Annotated in this window: 12 protein-coding genes; 5 read left to right on the forward strand and 7 right to left on the reverse strand. The window is 59.7% G+C overall.

Features of this window, described 5'->3' with window-relative positions; all coding sequences use genetic code 11:
* Nucleotides 1-86 precede the first annotated feature (86 nt).
* Entirely contained in the window at nt 87-434 is a 348-nt protein-coding gene (locus ACFO3S_RS07155; RefSeq protein ID WP_378093811.1) for a helix-turn-helix domain-containing protein, read from the forward strand.
* Here the strand turns inward: ACFO3S_RS07155 and ACFO3S_RS07160 are convergent.
* The gene (locus ACFO3S_RS07160) at nt 431-2,524 is read right to left on the reverse strand and encodes a sensor histidine kinase (RefSeq protein ID WP_378093813.1); all 2,094 of its coding nucleotides are present in this window, start codon (nt 2,522-2,524) and stop codon (nt 431-433) included. The two genes, ACFO3S_RS07155 and ACFO3S_RS07160, sit on opposite strands and share 4 nt — an antisense overlap.
* Before the next feature lie 170 nt (nt 2,525-2,694).
* On the opposite strand from ACFO3S_RS07160, the gene ACFO3S_RS07165 reads away from it, so the two are divergent.
* From ACFO3S_RS07165 to ACFO3S_RS07175, 3 genes are read left to right on the forward strand one after another with little or no spacing between them, the layout of a single operon-like run.
* Nucleotides 2,695-3,465: a response regulator gene (locus ACFO3S_RS07165; RefSeq protein ID WP_378093815.1), complete on the forward strand. Its 771-nt coding sequence runs from the start codon at nt 2,695-2,697 to the stop codon at nt 3,463-3,465.
* The gene (locus ACFO3S_RS07170) at nt 3,465-4,334 is read left to right on the forward strand and encodes a class I SAM-dependent methyltransferase (protein WP_378093918.1); all 870 of its coding nucleotides are present in this window, start codon (nt 3,465-3,467) and stop codon (nt 4,332-4,334) included. The genes ACFO3S_RS07165 and ACFO3S_RS07170 overlap by 1 nt, the downstream gene beginning before the upstream one ends.
* A gap of 8 nt (nt 4,335-4,342) precedes the next feature.
* Nucleotides 4,343-5,617 carry a CapA family protein gene (locus tag ACFO3S_RS07175; RefSeq protein ID WP_378093818.1) on the forward strand — a complete coding sequence of 425 codons (1,275 nt, stop codon included), beginning with the start codon at nt 4,343-4,345 and terminating at the stop codon, nt 5,615-5,617.
* A 44-nt stretch (nt 5,618-5,661) separates the two neighbouring features.
* On the opposite strand, the gene ACFO3S_RS07180 is transcribed toward ACFO3S_RS07175, so the two are convergent.
* On the reverse strand, nt 5,662-6,162 hold the full coding sequence (locus tag ACFO3S_RS07180; protein ID WP_378093820.1) for a MarR family transcriptional regulator: 501 nt from the start codon (nt 6,160-6,162) through the stop codon (nt 5,662-5,664).
* A 194-nt stretch (nt 6,163-6,356) separates the two neighbouring features.
* Between ACFO3S_RS07180 and ACFO3S_RS07185 the strand changes: the two genes are divergently transcribed.
* On the forward strand, nt 6,357-6,536 hold the full coding sequence (locus ACFO3S_RS07185; RefSeq protein ID WP_378093822.1) for a hypothetical protein: 180 nt from the start codon (nt 6,357-6,359) through the stop codon (nt 6,534-6,536).
* 16 nt (nt 6,537-6,552) lie between these two features.
* Here ACFO3S_RS07185 and gyrA read toward each other — a convergent pair whose 3' ends face one another.
* The 5 genes from gyrA to ACFO3S_RS07210 all read right to left on the reverse strand — a co-directional run bounded on the left by gyrA (nt 6,553) and on the right by ACFO3S_RS07210 (nt 14,034).
* Nucleotides 6,553-9,027, reverse strand: a complete 2,475-nt coding sequence (gene gyrA / locus ACFO3S_RS07190) for a DNA gyrase subunit A (protein WP_378093824.1) — start codon at nt 9,025-9,027, stop codon at nt 6,553-6,555.
* 187 nt (nt 9,028-9,214) lie between these two features.
* A complete protein-coding gene (parE, locus tag ACFO3S_RS07195; RefSeq protein ID WP_378093826.1) occupies nt 9,215-11,188 on the reverse strand; it encodes a DNA topoisomerase IV subunit B in 1,974 nt (657 codons plus the stop codon).
* 58 nt (nt 11,189-11,246) lie between these two features.
* Nucleotides 11,247-12,236: an ABC transporter permease gene (locus ACFO3S_RS07200; protein ID WP_378093828.1), complete on the reverse strand. Its 990-nt coding sequence runs from the start codon at nt 12,234-12,236 to the stop codon at nt 11,247-11,249.
* Nucleotides 12,229-13,194, reverse strand: a complete 966-nt coding sequence (locus tag ACFO3S_RS07205; protein ID WP_378093830.1) for an ABC transporter ATP-binding protein — start codon at nt 13,192-13,194, stop codon at nt 12,229-12,231. Before ACFO3S_RS07205 ends, ACFO3S_RS07200 begins: the two co-directional genes overlap by 8 nt.
* Nucleotides 13,195-13,215: 21 nt before the next feature.
* Nucleotides 13,216-14,034 (reverse strand): GDSL-type esterase/lipase family protein, encoded by an 819-nt coding sequence (locus ACFO3S_RS07210; RefSeq protein ID WP_378093833.1) that lies wholly within the window; start codon nt 14,032-14,034, stop codon nt 13,216-13,218.
* Nucleotides 14,035-14,305 lie beyond the last annotated feature (271 nt).

Below are 14,305 nucleotides of genomic sequence, written 5' to 3' on the forward strand. Positions count from 1 at the left end.
AAACGCTCCCTTCCTCTTGACATGATACAATTTGTATCATAAATTGATTTTAGATCACTCTATTCCCCGGCAAGGAGATATGACGAATGACGATGGGAGACAGACTGCGCGAGCTGCGGCTGCAGCGCAAAATCTCGCAAGAAGAAGTAGCCCGCCATATCGGTATTACCCGCTCCGCCTACAGCCATTACGAGATTAATAATAGGCAGCCGGTCTACGATACGCTCATCAAGCTCGCCTCCTTCTTCGACGTGTCCCTGGATTATATAATCGGAGGAACGGAGACGAGGTCTTCCGTCGACCCGACCGATTCTTCGGCCACCGGAGACATTCTGACGCTGCTCCAGCGAATGAACCGCGAGCAGAGAGAGCAGTCTCTCTCCCTGATCGAGGACTTCCTGAACCGGGAGCAGCGCGCGCAAGACGGCAGCTAGCTCGCAGCGGGCAGTGCGATTCGGAAGACGCATCCCCCGCTGTCCGAATTCCGGACGTCGATCCGCCCGCCGTGCAGCTCCACGATTTCTTTCGTAATGGCCAATCCCAGCCCGCTGCCCCCCGAACCGGAAGACCGGGGGCCGTCCTTTCTGTAGTAGCGGTCGAAAATGTGAGGCAGGTCGCACGGGTCGATTCCCGGACCGCTGTCGGCGACCCGGATTTCCACCTCCCCGCTCTCGGGCTTCGTTCGCATGGAGAGAACGATCGTTCCGCCTTCCGGCGTGAAGCGAATCGCGTTGTACAGCAGGTTGGCAAACACTCGGTCCATCTGGCGAATATCGGCGGATACGATCGCTTCGGCGTCCGATTCCCGCTCCAGCTCGCAGCGGAAGACGATGCCCTTGCTTTGCATTTCCAGTCCGTACTGCTCCGTTATTCTATCTTTCCAGTGCGCCAGCGGAATATTCTGCCGCGCCAGCTCCAGCTTTCTCGCTTCGAGCATGGACAGATCGAACAAATTCTGAATAAGGGAATTCAAGCCTTCGACTTTGGCGAGCATCGATCGAATCGTCTTGTCCCTCTGCTCGGGCTCGGAGATGACGTTGTCTCTCAGCGCCTCCAGATACCCTCTCAGCAGCGTAATCGGCGTTCTCAGATCGTGCGAGATGTTGCTGACGAGCCGGGTTCTCGAGCTTTCCATCCGCTCGAGCTCGCTTCTGGCCTCCTCCACCGTCGCGTAGGATCGCTTCAGCTCCTCGGTGCGCTCCTCGATCCTCTCCTCCAGCGTGCTGTTCCACTCGGCCAGCTGCGCCGACATCCGCTCCGCCCTGTCGTAGGTTAAGGAAAATCTGAGCCAGATAATAAAGGAGTTCATGAATACGAGAAACAGCAGCCCGAGAGGCAGCAGATCGATCGACTCCGACCAGCCGTTATAGAACAAAATGTCGTTGACGATGGCGACGACGAGTCCCGCTGTGCCGATCAGCGCCAATACGGCGCCTTCCCGTTTCCGGTGCGCCGCGAGCACCAGCCCGACCAGCACGCGGGCGCTCAAGAGCAGCACGTAAATCTGGTTCACGATGAGCGACGACGTGAACCATAAAGTCGGCGTAACGAGCGCGACGACAAGCAGCGCGGCGCCGACGACGCTCGCCAGCTTGAACCAGAGCCGCTTGATCTCTTGCGGATACATCATGCGAAAGAACGAGAAGCCGGCCCACGCGGCCAGGACGAAGGCGACGTATTCGAGACGAATCGCCGACTCCCAGCTCATGCCGCTCAGCCACCGGGGGATAAATCCTTCTCCGATCAAGCCCATCCGGAATCCGACGCATAGACAGAGCAGAGCGAACATAATGTTGGCCGTTTCCTTGCGCCGCAGCACGTACAGTCCCAGATGATAAAACCCGATCATGAGCAAGCAGCCCATAATGATAAGCTCCTGAGCGGCATGCTGAAGCTGGAGGCGCTGAATCTGCTCCGACGTGCCCATCACGATCGACCACCGGACGCCCCCGTAACGGTGATCGTAATTGGCGACGACCAGCTTCAGCTCCGTTCGCGCGCCCTGCGTTTCGAAATGAACGGTCGTCGGCACCTGACGGGGGATCGTCAGCTCGGCGTTAACGTCGGGACGACCGCGCGACTTCAGCAGCTTGTCTCCGACGTACAGCTCGTAGGAAGTCGAGATGTTCGGCAGCCGCAGCGCCAGAATCTCGTTCTGAACCCGGTGTAAAATCGTTAACCTGTAAATGCCGTAGCCGATGTCGTCCAGCCGGTCTCCGTCCCCGGTGTCATTGGCCCCCCAGGTTCCCGGCACGGTCATCGTCGTATCGCGATAGGACGAACCTTCGCCGCGCTCCAGCCAGCGGAAGCTCCACTCTCCGTCCAGCGGGACGGTTCCTTGCTCGTCCCACCGCCATTCCGTCAGATCGATGACGCCGCCGGACGCGACGGGAGCCGGCTTGCCGGTCCGGGAATGAGACGCGCAGCTTCCCGCAGCGGCCAGCAGCAGCGCGATAACCGCCAACGCCGCTGCGTATGTGGGCCACCTTCTTGCCGGTTTTTTCGTCTTTCGGGACGCTTCCAAACCCTCTCCCCCCGATGATCGAGCTTGCCGTGCAAATTTGTTTTCGAACGTCATTGTAACGGCGCATTGATTCCTCGTCAACGCTTTCGTTATAATAAAGCGATTGGGGAGTTTCTACATATATCGTTTCTCGTTTCGAGAAATTCTACCTTCATGCTTGGAGGTTTACGATGACCCGCTATGAAGCCGTCATACTCGTCGTCGACGACGAGCAGGAAATAACCGAGTTGATCGCCCTATACTTGAGGAAGGCCGGATATGACGTATACGCGGCCGACAACGGAGCGCAGGCCCTTCTGATGGCGAACGATCTTCAGCCCGACTTGATCGTGCTCGACGTGACCCTCGGACGCATGGACGGGATCGAAGTCTGCCGGGAGCTGCGCCAAGGCTCGTGCGCCGACGTTCCGATCCTCTTCCTCAGCTGCAAGTCGGAGGACCAGGACATTATCCGCGCGCTGTCCGAAGGAGGCGACGATTACATCACCAAGCCGTTTAGCCCCGGTCAGCTCGTCGCCAGAATCCAGGCTCATATCCGCAGGCGCCGGACGAGGGAGAGAGGCCCGGAGAAGCCGGCCGAGACGCTCCGTTATCCGGGACTCGACATCGATTTTCGCAGCATGGAGGTTCGCCTGAACGGAGAGCAGATTCCGTTATCGGCCAAGGAATTCGAGCTGCTCAGCGTCCTGGCCCGGTCTCCGAAGCGCGTCTTTCCGCTGGAGGAGCTGTACCGCCGGGTCTGGCAATCGGACAGCATGGGCGATACGCGCACGCTGATGGTGCACGTCAGCAATCTCAGAAAGAAGCTTGAAGCCGACCCTTCCCGTCCCCAATGGATCCAGACGGTAAGAGGCTTCGGCTACCGGTTCTGCCCTGCCGAAAGCTGCGAGGAACAGAACCTATTACCTCATTCGGAAGAAAAAAGGAAGATTAGACGATGATGCGATTGGCGCAAGACTGGCAAGATTACGAACTGATCGATACCGGCAACGGAGAGAAGCTTGAACGTTGGGGAGACGTCGTGCTGCGGCGTCCGGACCCGCAAATCATCTGGCCGCTGACGTCCGAGAACGCGCAGTGGAAGCAGGCCGACGGGCATTATCACCGCAGCAGCAGCGGAGGCGGACAATGGACCTTCAAGCGCTCGCTGCCGGAACGGTGGAGCATCGCTTACGGCCCGCTCAAGTTCCATATCAAGCCGACGAACTTCAAGCATACCGGTCTGTTCCCCGAGCAGGCCGTCAATTGGAGCTGGATGATGAACAAGATCCGCGAGGCGAATCGTCCGATTCGCGTCCTGAACCTGTTCGCCTACACCGGCGGAGCGACGGTGGCCGCCGCTTCTGCGGGAGCCGAAGTCTGCCACGTGGACGCCGCCAAAGGCATGGTCCAATGGGCCAAGGAGAACGCCGAGCTGTCCGGGCTCGGCTCCGCCCCGATTCGCTATATTACCGACGACGTCTTTAAGTTCGTCCAGCGCGAGCAAAGAAGAGAGCGTCAATACGAGGCAATCATTATGGACCCTCCCTCCTACGGTCGGGGGCCTAACGGAGAAACGTGGAAGCTCGAGGACAATCTGTTCCCGTTTCTGGAGTCCTGCATGTCCATCCTCTCGGACAAACCGCTGTTCGTGCTCGTCAATTCGTATACGACGGGCTTCTCGCCGACCGTATTGAGCAACCTGCTTCAGCTCAGCATCCGGCGCAAGTTCGGCGGCACGCTGGATTGCGGCGAGGTCGGCCTGCCGATTACGCGCAGCGGCATGACGCTGCCCTGCGGCATCTACGGAAGATGGGAAAGCGGGAGTTGAACAGACGATTGACGAAAGCATACAAGCAGCGACCGAGCCGGTCGCGATTCGTTGTTCCGCTAGGTGCGGGCCTGCTGGCGCTCTTCCTCGCTTCCTGCGCGAACGACGCCCCGAGAGAGCTTCCGTCCGCGCCCGGAACGGCCGCGCCCGGGACGCAAGCCTCCGCAGCGCCCGCCGGGTCGCCCTCGCCGGAGGCTTCCCCGCAGCCGCCCGCCGAGCCCGAGGTTCGAGAAGCGACGTTAATGGCCGTCGGGGATATAATGGTGCACATGCCGCAGCTGCCCGCCTATTACGATAAGCCAAGCGACAGCTACGACCTGAGGCCGTGGTTCTCGCAGGTTATGCCTGTCCTGGAGCAGGGAGATTGGGTCGTCGGCAATCTCGAGACGCCGATCGCGGGCAAGGATTTGAAGTTTACGGGCTTTCCCCGCTTTAACGCTCCCGACGAACTGGCCGAGGCGATCAAATACGCCGGCATTCAGCTCGTCTCGACCGCCAACAACCATTCGCTCGACCGCGGCGTTCCGGGCGTTCAGAGGACGCTGTCGACCGTTCGCAAGATTGGCCTCGTCCCCTACGGCACGTCCGAGAGCGAGGCGGACAGGAGGCGCAGCGTCATCGAGGAGCGGAACGGCATTCGCATGGGCTTTCTCGCTTATACGTACGGAACGAACGGCATTCCGATTCCCGCAGGCAAAGAGTACGCCGTCAATCTGATTGACCCGGACGTCATCAAGAGGGAGATCGCGGAGCTGCGCGAGGCCGGGGCCGACGTCGTCACCGTCTCCCTTCACTTCGGAGTCGAATACCAGCGTATGCCCAATTCCGATCAGACCGCGTTGGCCGAGGAGCTGGTCAAGGCCGGGGCCGACCTCATTCTCGGCTCGCATCCGCACGTCGTTCAGCCCTACGAGGAAATTGCCGTTGCCGCCGAAGAAAGCTTCGACGGCGCCCCGCGCACAGGGATCGTCATTTACTCGCTTGGAAACTTCATCTCCAACCAGACGGGAGACTGGAAGGACGTCGGCGTCATTTTCAGCGCGCGCGTCGTCAAAACCGTCCACCCGGACGGGACGGCCGTCATCGAATGGAAGGAAGTGACGACGGAACCGACCTGGGTGCACATCGCCTGGAAGAACAAGCACCGTCATTATACGGTTATTCCGCTTCAGCGAGAGCTGGAGAAGCCCAGCTTCTCCGAATTAAAGCCGCAGGATTACAAGAAGATGCAAAAAATGCAATCCGGTCTTCATCAGCATCTGCGCCGGCTCGTCGCCGGATGACGAACGCCCCCCTTCCCGTCTCGGACGGGTTGGGGGGCGTTCGTCTATACGACCGATTCGGCGGCTGCGGGCTCGGCGTCCGGCTCCGCCGCTTCCTGCCTCGATTCCGTCTTCCGTTCGGCCGCCTTCGCCTCTCTCGTGCCGGAGACTTTGCCGATCAGGTAGACGAGCAGCTGCCGGTTATGGCTGGAGATCCGCTCCAGAGACTCGTTGACGATCGCCGAGCGGACGGCCACGCCGCGCTCGGCCTGGGCGCGTCCGAGCTCCGTCATCGTCACCCAGACGATTCTGCGGTCCTCCTCGTCCCGATTTCTCTCGACGAGGCCGGACCGCTCCATGCGATCGAGCAGCGTCGTGATCGCCGCCGGCGTCGTCTCCAGATGGGGGAGCAGATCGGACGGCTTCATCGGCTCGTGCGCCTGAAGCAGCTCCAACACCTCCAGCTGGCCGGCCGTCAGCTGCGGAGCCAGCTCCGTCTCCATGCGCGCGTTCCAATCCTTCGTGAGCTTGATCCAGCTTTTCACAAATTCCGCCGCATTATCCATAGGTACGCCCCTTCCTTCCCGAACATTGCCTTCTCCTTTATTATACTCACCGTCCATGTCGAAAGATAGTTTAACCCAATTAAATATTTACGACATGAATCCGCACGAATAAGAACGGGACGACAAGCGGCGACATATACTGGTTACGAAATATGGGTAAAAGCGGAGAAACGTCTAACGAGGAGGCGCCTTCGATGTCCTCTAACGAAGCGAAAATCAGAATGATCGGTCAAATGGCCCAGGACGCCGGATTAATAGAAGACCCCCAGTGGCTCGAACGGCTCAATGAACCGGTGCCGCTGTGGGTCGTCTTGGATTTGCTATTGCGCTGGATCGACCGGATGGAGCCGAGCCGCGAAGCCCCTTACGACTAAGCCGAGGCGGCCTGCGTCAGAGCGGCCGAACGAAGGCTTCGACCAGCGTATCTCCCCTGTCGACAGGCGTCATCAGCTTGCCTTGTCCGCGTCTGTCCTCGATCGGGGAGCTTTCGGAGGAAAACTCCGATACGGCCCCTCCCGCCGTTAAAGCGAGCAGACTGACCGCTTCCTTGACGTGGAACGCGGCAATCAGCTTCGTCCCGTTCGGCCGGACTCGCTTGCCTTCCTTGAACTCGAACGTCTGAATCCCCTTGCCTCCGCGGCCTTGCCGCGGATAATCGAGCAGCAGGGTGCGCTTCGCATAGCCGTAGTCGGACAGAACGAGAACCTCTCCTTCGTCTTCCGATACGAGCAGAATATCCGTCACCTGGTCTCCCTCTTTCAGAGCAACGCCCCTGACGCCCCCGGCCACGCGTCCCTGTACGCTGACCTCCTCGCGGTTGAAGCGAATGCTCATGCCCTGCTCGGTTACGATCAGCAGATCGTCCGGACGGTCGGAGCGAAGCACCTTCACGATCTCGTCCCCTTCCGCCACCTTGCAGGCTGCGATCGCCATGCTCCGGGTCGTCGCGTATTCGGCCAGCGGCGTCCGCTTGACTTGCCCCCGCTTCGTCGCGAACACGAGCATCGGGCTTCCGGAATCGTCGCTTTCGCTTCCGTCGGCGGGCGGAGTCAGCTCCGCGCTCTTGGCGTGAACGACGCCGACGATGCGATCGTCCTTGGCAAGCGGCAGCACGTTCACGATCGCCGTTCCCGTGTCCTTCCACTTGAACTCCGGAATTTGGTGAACCGGCAGCAGAAAATAGTGCCCCTTCTGCGTGAAGAGCAGGAGCGGATCCAGCGTGCTGACGCCCAGACTCCAGCGGATGACGTCGCCCTCCTTCACGCCGGCGCTTCCGAGCTCCCCGCCCGAGCGGGTAAACGACAGCAGGCTCGTCCGTTTAATATAGCCTTCTCGGCTGAGCGTGACCAGCACGTCCTCGGCGGCGACCGTCACCTCCAGATTCACCTTGAGCTCCTCGACCTCGCCCTGGATGACGGAACGCCGGTCGATGCCGAACTTGTTGCGGATTTCCGTCAATTCGTCCTTAATGACGTTCAGCAGCTTGCGAGGATTTTCAAGAATGGAGCGAAGCTGGGCGATCTTCTTGAGGGTTTCCGCGTGCTCCTTCTCGAGCTGGGTAATTTCAAGATTCGTCAGCCGGTAGAGCTGCAAGGTCAAGATCGCGTCCGCCTGCCGCTCCGTGAAGCCGTATTGGCTGATCAGATTGTTTTGCGCGTCCTGGCGATTTTTCGAGGCTTTGATCGTCTCGATAACCTGATCGAGCAGATTGAGCGCTTTAACGAGCCCTTCGAGCACGTGGGCCCGATCCTCCGCCTTCTCCAGATCGTACTGCGTGCGATAGGTGACGACTTCCTTCTGATGCTGGATGTAGGCCTCGATGATCGCCTTGAGCCCCAGCTGTCTGGGCGCCTTGTTGACGATGGCGACCATGTTGAAGCTGTAGGTCGTCTGCAAATCGGTCTTCTTCAGCAGGTAGGCCAGAATCCCTTCCGCGTCGGCGTCCTTCTTCAGCTCGACAACGATGCGAAGGCCGTTCCGGCCGCTCTCGTCCCGCACTTCGGAGATGCCTTCTACCTTCTTCTCCATCCGCAAAGCCTCGATGGCGTTCACGAGCTTCGACTTGACGACCTGATACGGAATTTCCGTAATGACGATCTGCTGCTTCCCGCCCCTTACGTCTTCGATGGCGGTTTTGGAGCGGATATGAATTTTCCCCTTGCCCGTCTCGTACGCTTCGCGAATGCCGTCGGCCCCCATGATGATTCCGCCGGTCGGGAAATCGGGGCCCTTCACGATGTCCATCAGCTCCTGCAGCGTTACGTCAGGCTTGTCCATGACGGCGACGCAAGCGTCGATGATCTCGCGCAGATTGTGCGTCGGAATCTCGGTCGCGAATCCGGCCGATATGCCGGATACGCCGTTCACGAGCAAGTTCGGATAGCGCGACGGCAGCACGACGGGCTCCTTGGCCGTGTTGTCGAAATTGTCCTTGAACAGCACGGTTCTCTTCTCGATGTCGCGAAGCAGCTCCATCGAAATCGGGGACAGCCGCGCCTCGGTATACCGCATCGCGGCCGGAGGATCGTCGTCCATGGATCCCCAGTTGCCGTGTCCGTCTACGAGCATGTGCGCCATTTTCCACGGCTGGGCCATCCGCACCATGCCCTCGTAGATCGACGAGTCGCCGTGCGGATGATAATTGCCCATCACGTCGCCAACCGTCTTGGCCGACTTCCGGTACGGCTTGTCCGGCGTGTTGCCCGATTCGTACATCGCGTACAGAATGCGGCGCTGCACCGGCTTCAGGCCGTCTCGGACGTCCGGGATCGCCCGGTCCTGAATGATGTACTTGGAATAGCGTCCGAAGCGGTCGCCTACGACCTCCTCCAGAAACGCCGGCAAAAAGTTTTCAAGTAAGCTCACTGAAATATCTCCTTCAGATTGGACGAATTTGAACGATAGGATCGGACAAACGGAACGGGTGAACGGAACGGCCGCACTTCGCTGGCGTCCGGCTTGGCCATCAAGCGGCTACCGAATTCGGATCGCGGCCGTCCCTTGCGCGAGCGGCGAAGCCGATCATTCCTTGAGCGGCGTCCTCCCCTGGAACCTATTCTTCATATTCCGTGAAATCCACATTCTCGATGATCCATCGCTTGCGAGGGTCGACCTTGTCGCCCATCAGCGTCGATACGCGGCGCTCCGCCTTGGCGGCGTCCTCGATCTGCACCTGCAGGAACGTCCGCGTCTCGTAGTTCATCGTCGTCTCCCACAGCTGCTCGGGATTCATCTCGCCAAGCCCTTTGTACCGCTGCAGCTCCGCGCCCTTGCCGAGCTCCTTCGTGTACAGGCTCAGCTGCTCCTCCGTCCAGGCGTAGCGCACTGTCTCCAGCTTGCCGGACTTTCTCGTGATCTTGTAAAGCGGCGGCTGGGCGATGAACACTTTGCCCGCGTCGATCAGCGGCTTCATATAGCGGTAGAAAAACGTCAGCAGCAGCACCTGGATGTGCGCGCCGTCCGTATCGGCGTCGGTCATAATAATGATCTTGGAGTAATTGCACTCCTCGACGTCGAACTCCGAGCCGATGCCCGCGCCGATCGCCGAGATGATCGCCTTGTACTCGTCATTCTTGAGGATGTCGGCCAGCTTGGACTTCTCCGGATTCATCGGCTTGCCCTTGAGCGGCAAGATCGCCTGGTACTTCGAATCCCGCCCCTGCTTGGCCGAACCGCCCGCAGAGTCGCCCTCGACGATGAACAGCTCGTTGCGGGAGCTGTCCTTGGACTGCGCGGGCGACAGCTTGCCGCCGAGGCTCGCGCTCTCGCTCCGCTTCTTCCCGCTGCGGATTTCCTCGCGGGCTTTGCGCGCCGCTTCGCGCGCCCGGGCCGCCTGGATCGACTTGCGAATGAGAAGCTGCGCGATCTGCGGATTCTCCTCCAGAAACACGGTCATCTTGTCCGTCACGACGGCGTCGACCGCGCTCCGCGCGGAAGCGCTGCCGAGCTGGTCCTTCGTCTGGCCGACGAATTCGACCTCGGACATCTTGATATTGACGACCGCCATCATGCCTTCGCGGAGGTCGTTGCCCTCCAGATTTTTTTCCTTCTCCTTCAGCTGCCCCGACTTGCGCGCGTATTCGTTCATGACTCGCGTATAGGCGGTCTTGAAGCCCGTCTCGTGCGTGCCGCCGCCCCGCGTCGGAATGGCGTTGACGAACGAGGCGATCGTCTCCGTATAGCCGTCGTTGTATTGAAGGGCGATCTCGACCTCGATATCGTCCTTCTCCGCGGAGAAATGGATGACGTCGTGCAGCACCGACTTCTCCTCGTTCAGAAACTGCACGAACTGGCGCGCGCCGCCCTCGTAATGGAACGAGTCTGCCTTGCCGCTGCGTTCGTCCTTGATGTTGACTTTAAGTCCGGAGTTCAGAAACGCGATCTCCTGCAGCCGCTCCGACAGCGTATCGTAGTTCATGCTGACGTTGCCGTGGAACACTTTAGGATCGGGCTTAAACGTCACCTTCGTGCCCGTCCGGTTCGTATTGCCGACCACTTCCAGCCCTGTGACGGGCTCTCCGACGCGCTCGACGCCCTTTTCGTCGACCCAGGTCTCGAATCTCATTTTATGTATTTTGCCGTCGCGGTAAATTTCGACCTCCAGCCATTCGGACAAGGCGTTCGTGACGGATGCCCCGACGCCGTGCAGACCGCCGGATTTCTTGTAGCCTCCCCCTCCGAACTTGCCGCCCGCATGCAAAATCGTATAGACGACCTGCGGGGTCGGAATGCCGCTCTTGTGCATGCCGGTCGGGATGCCCCGCCCGTTGTCGACGACCGTAACGGAATTGTCCGCGTGAACGGTGACGTCGATGCGCGAGCAGAACTTGGCCAGATGCTCGTCCACGGCGTTGTCGACAATCTCCCACAATAAGTGATGCAGCCCCGCCGTCGTCGTGCTTCCGATGTACATCCCGGGCCTTTTGCGAACGGCGGTCAACCCTTCCAATATTTGAATATCATCCGCACTGTACTCCCTGTCCGCCGACTCGGCGGATCCGGTGAAAAGATCGAGTTGTTCGGTCACGAACGGACCTCCTTGGCTAATCTGTTGCGTTTATCCGTATAAACGCGCTTCGTTTATTCTAATTCAAGATGTCTTGCTTCGTAAAGACGGCGAACGATACGACGATCGCCGCCAGCCCCCAGATCGCCAGCACGGCGAGGGAAAACCCGAGCGACATGCCCTCCACCGGAGGCGGCGTCCCCCTCAAGTAGCCGGACAGCTCGAGGTTGATGTTAAACAAATATTTGGCCGACTTCCACGACGAAGCCATGTTGGCCAAAATCGTGCCCGAGATGATCGTCGCCATCATCGTGACGAAGCTTGCCGCCGTGCTGCGCACAAGCACCGACACCATCAAGCCGATGACCGCCACCACCATCGCGGAGAACCAGATCAGCCCCGCTTGCATCAGCAGATATACGCCTTGGGTAACGGCATGTACGTTCGTCGTGTCGACGTCCGAGCCTTCAATCCGGAAGCCGACGAACACCGGCTCCCCCCAGCCCCCGTAGCCGAACACAAGGCCGGATATGACGTAGCAGAGCGCAATCGTCGTCACAAGGATAAGAGATACATATAAGGTCAGTGTCGCTAATTTTGAAAATAAAATGCGCCATCTTCGCACGGGCCGCGTCAGCAGCATCTTGATCGTCCCTGTCGAGCGCTCGGAGGATACGAGATCCGAGGCGATCGCCAGCACCATCAGCGGGACGAACATGCTGACCGCGTTGTCCATAAACCGTCTCGTGAAGGTGACCGCATTCGGCGATTCAGGATTGATGTCGTGATCCAGATAATATTGCAGCTGCTGAACGAGCGCCTTGCGCCACTGCTTCCATTCCTCGGGAATCCGATCGCTGCTCAGGGCGTTCGTATTATCGGTAATCCGGCTCTGCAGCTCTGCCCGCCAATCGGTCCGAAACTTGTCGGCGCTGTTCTGCGCGACCTTCATCTGCGCGTAGACGAATATGGGAATTAAAATCAGCAGGATCAGCACGACGACCGCGAACCGTTTTTTCTTCCATACCTTCAGCGTCTCGTTCTGTATAAGCGCCAGCAGATTAGCCAATTTTCTCCCCCTCCGTCAGCTTCAGGAATAGCTCCTCCAAGGAAGGCGCGACGCGTTGAACGGCTGCGACGCCGATGCCGGCCGAGACGAGCCGCTGCACCCAAGCGGCGACACGGCTTTCTTCCACGACCGTTACGATCGGCTCGCTCATGGCCGACAGCAGCGCTTCGTCGATCCGATGCTCCTCTTCGGGCACGAGCGAAATATCGGGCTGATCCGAGAACATTCGCCTCGCCTCCTCCGGGCGGTCGACCTGCCATACCGTATACGAGCCCGCCTGCGACACCAGCTCCTCCACCTCTCCGACGGCGATAACTTCGCCGTGCGCGATAATCGCCACGCGGTCGCACATCAGTTGAATTTCGCTGAGCAGATGACTGGAAATGAACAGGCTCATCCCGCTTTCCGCCAGCATGCGGATAAACTCCCGCAGCTCTTTGATTCCCTTCGGATCGAGTCCGTTCGTCGGTTCGTCCAGAATGAGCAGCTTGGGCTTGCACAGCAGCGCCTGCGCGATGCCGAGGCGCTGCCTCATCCCGAGCGAATAGGTTTTGACCTTGTCGTGGATGCGGTGGTCGAGTCCGACGATCTCTACGACTTCATGAATGCGCGCCTCCGAAATTCCGGGCTGCATCCGCGCGAAGTGAGCGAGATTTTCCCAGCCGGTCATAAAGCCGTACATCTCGGGATTTTCCACGATGCAGCCGATATGCGCGAGCGCCCGGTCCGGTTTCGTGCGAACGCTCTCCCCGCAGACGACGATGTCGCCCTCGCTCGGCTTGATCAGACCGACAAGCATGCGGATCGTCGTCGTTTTCCCGGAGCCGTTCGGCCCCAGGAAACCGAAGATTTCCCCGGCCTTGACGTCGAAGGAGACGCCGTGAATGATCGGCTTTCGCCCAATTCTCTTTTTCAGCCCCTGCACCGACAATACGACCTGCGCGTTCCGTTCTTCCATCGATTCCCCTCCCTCTCCGCTTTATCGGAGCGCGTCGACGATTCTGCCGGCGATCCGTTCGTACCCGTGTGCATTCGGATGAAAATGGTCCGAGGACAAGTAGTCCGTCAGATGAAACTCGAACAGATCGTATGTCGGAACGACCGTCGCGTTGCCGTCCGCCAGCGCCAGCCGGTATGCGTAGCCGTTCCAATCCGCGATCGTCTCGCTGGCGGCCTCCCTCATCTGCGGCACGTCGTAAAAAGCGTTGTACAGCCCCACGTAGACGATGCGCGCGACCGGATTCACGGCCCGGATCTTGTCGAACACTTCCTTAAGCCTCGGCTTCACATCCGGAAGCCGATCCTGCAGCGCTTCGGGGGACAGGTCTCCCCCTTCCGCAAGCGAGCCGCCGCTTTGGGCGACCTGGAACAGATCGTTGCCCCCGATCGTCAGCAGAACGATGTCCGCCCGGCCAATCGCGTTCACGAAGCCGGTCTCGTCCAGACTGACGGCCAGCTGGTCGGCCCGCATGCCGTTGACGGCCATATTGTTGACCAAGTAGACCGGCTTGTCCAGCCTCTCGGAGAGAGAGGCGATCGTCCGGGAGACATAGCCTTCGCCCGTCGCGTCCCCCGTCCCCTTCGTCAAGGAATCCCCGACAGCGGCGACATACAGCTCGCTCTTCGCGCTCCAGTCCCCGCCGCTCGCCTTCTCGGGCTCTCTGGCCTCCGGCAGCGCCATCCCTTCCTGCGGATACCAGGCGTCCTTAAGCGCCCAGCCGAAGCCGGTCAGCATCGCCAGCAGGCATACGAGAGACGCGATGCCCAGCGTTCTCCATAACACGGAAGACGACTTCATCCGATTTTCCTCCCGTCGTTCGATCTTTCGGAGCTTTGCTGCCGCATTCTCCTTATCCTTTTCCACGATAACGGTTCTTGGCGCATTTTTCAAATCCGAATCGCCTAAGCTCCGCGTTCTCGGCCCCTATCGACCGGGATTCGCAGCGCTTGCCGGGAAGGACGGGCAGAAGACTCGGGAGAGAATGACGAATTCCGTCCCACCCCCGAAAGATCAAAAAAAACCGGCCTGCGAGCGCCTGTGAGCGCCGGCAAGCCGGTAGGAGACGAGA

It is taken from the genome of Cohnella hongkongensis (assembly GCF_042654645.1).
In the GTDB taxonomy this organism is placed as follows: Bacteria; Bacillota; Bacilli; order Paenibacillales; family Paenibacillaceae; genus Cohnella; species Cohnella hongkongensis.

What these genes read in the sequence shown, in the direction of transcription:
- ACFO3S_RS07165 (WP_378093815.1), top strand. Translation starts at nt 2,695, where the DNA reads ATGACCCGCTATGAAGCCGTCATACTCGTCGTCGACGACGAGCAGGAA.
- ACFO3S_RS07155 (WP_378093811.1), top strand. Translation starts at nt 87, where the DNA reads ATGACGATGGGAGACAGACTGCGCGAGCTGCGGCTGCAGCGCAAAATC.
- ACFO3S_RS07170 (WP_378093918.1), top strand. Translation starts at nt 3,465, where the DNA reads ATGCGATTGGCGCAAGACTGGCAAGATTACGAACTGATCGATACCGGC.
- ACFO3S_RS07210 (WP_378093833.1), bottom strand. Translation starts at nt 14,034, where the DNA reads ATGAAGTCGTCTTCCGTGTTATGGAGAACGCTGGGCATCGCGTCTCTC.
- ACFO3S_RS07185 (WP_378093822.1), top strand. Translation starts at nt 6,357, where the DNA reads ATGTCCTCTAACGAAGCGAAAATCAGAATGATCGGTCAAATGGCCCAG.
- ACFO3S_RS07180 (WP_378093820.1), bottom strand. Translation starts at nt 6,162, where the DNA reads ATGGATAATGCGGCGGAATTTGTGAAAAGCTGGATCAAGCTCACGAAG.
- ACFO3S_RS07205 (WP_378093830.1), bottom strand. Translation starts at nt 13,194, where the DNA reads ATGGAAGAACGGAACGCGCAGGTCGTATTGTCGGTGCAGGGGCTGAAA.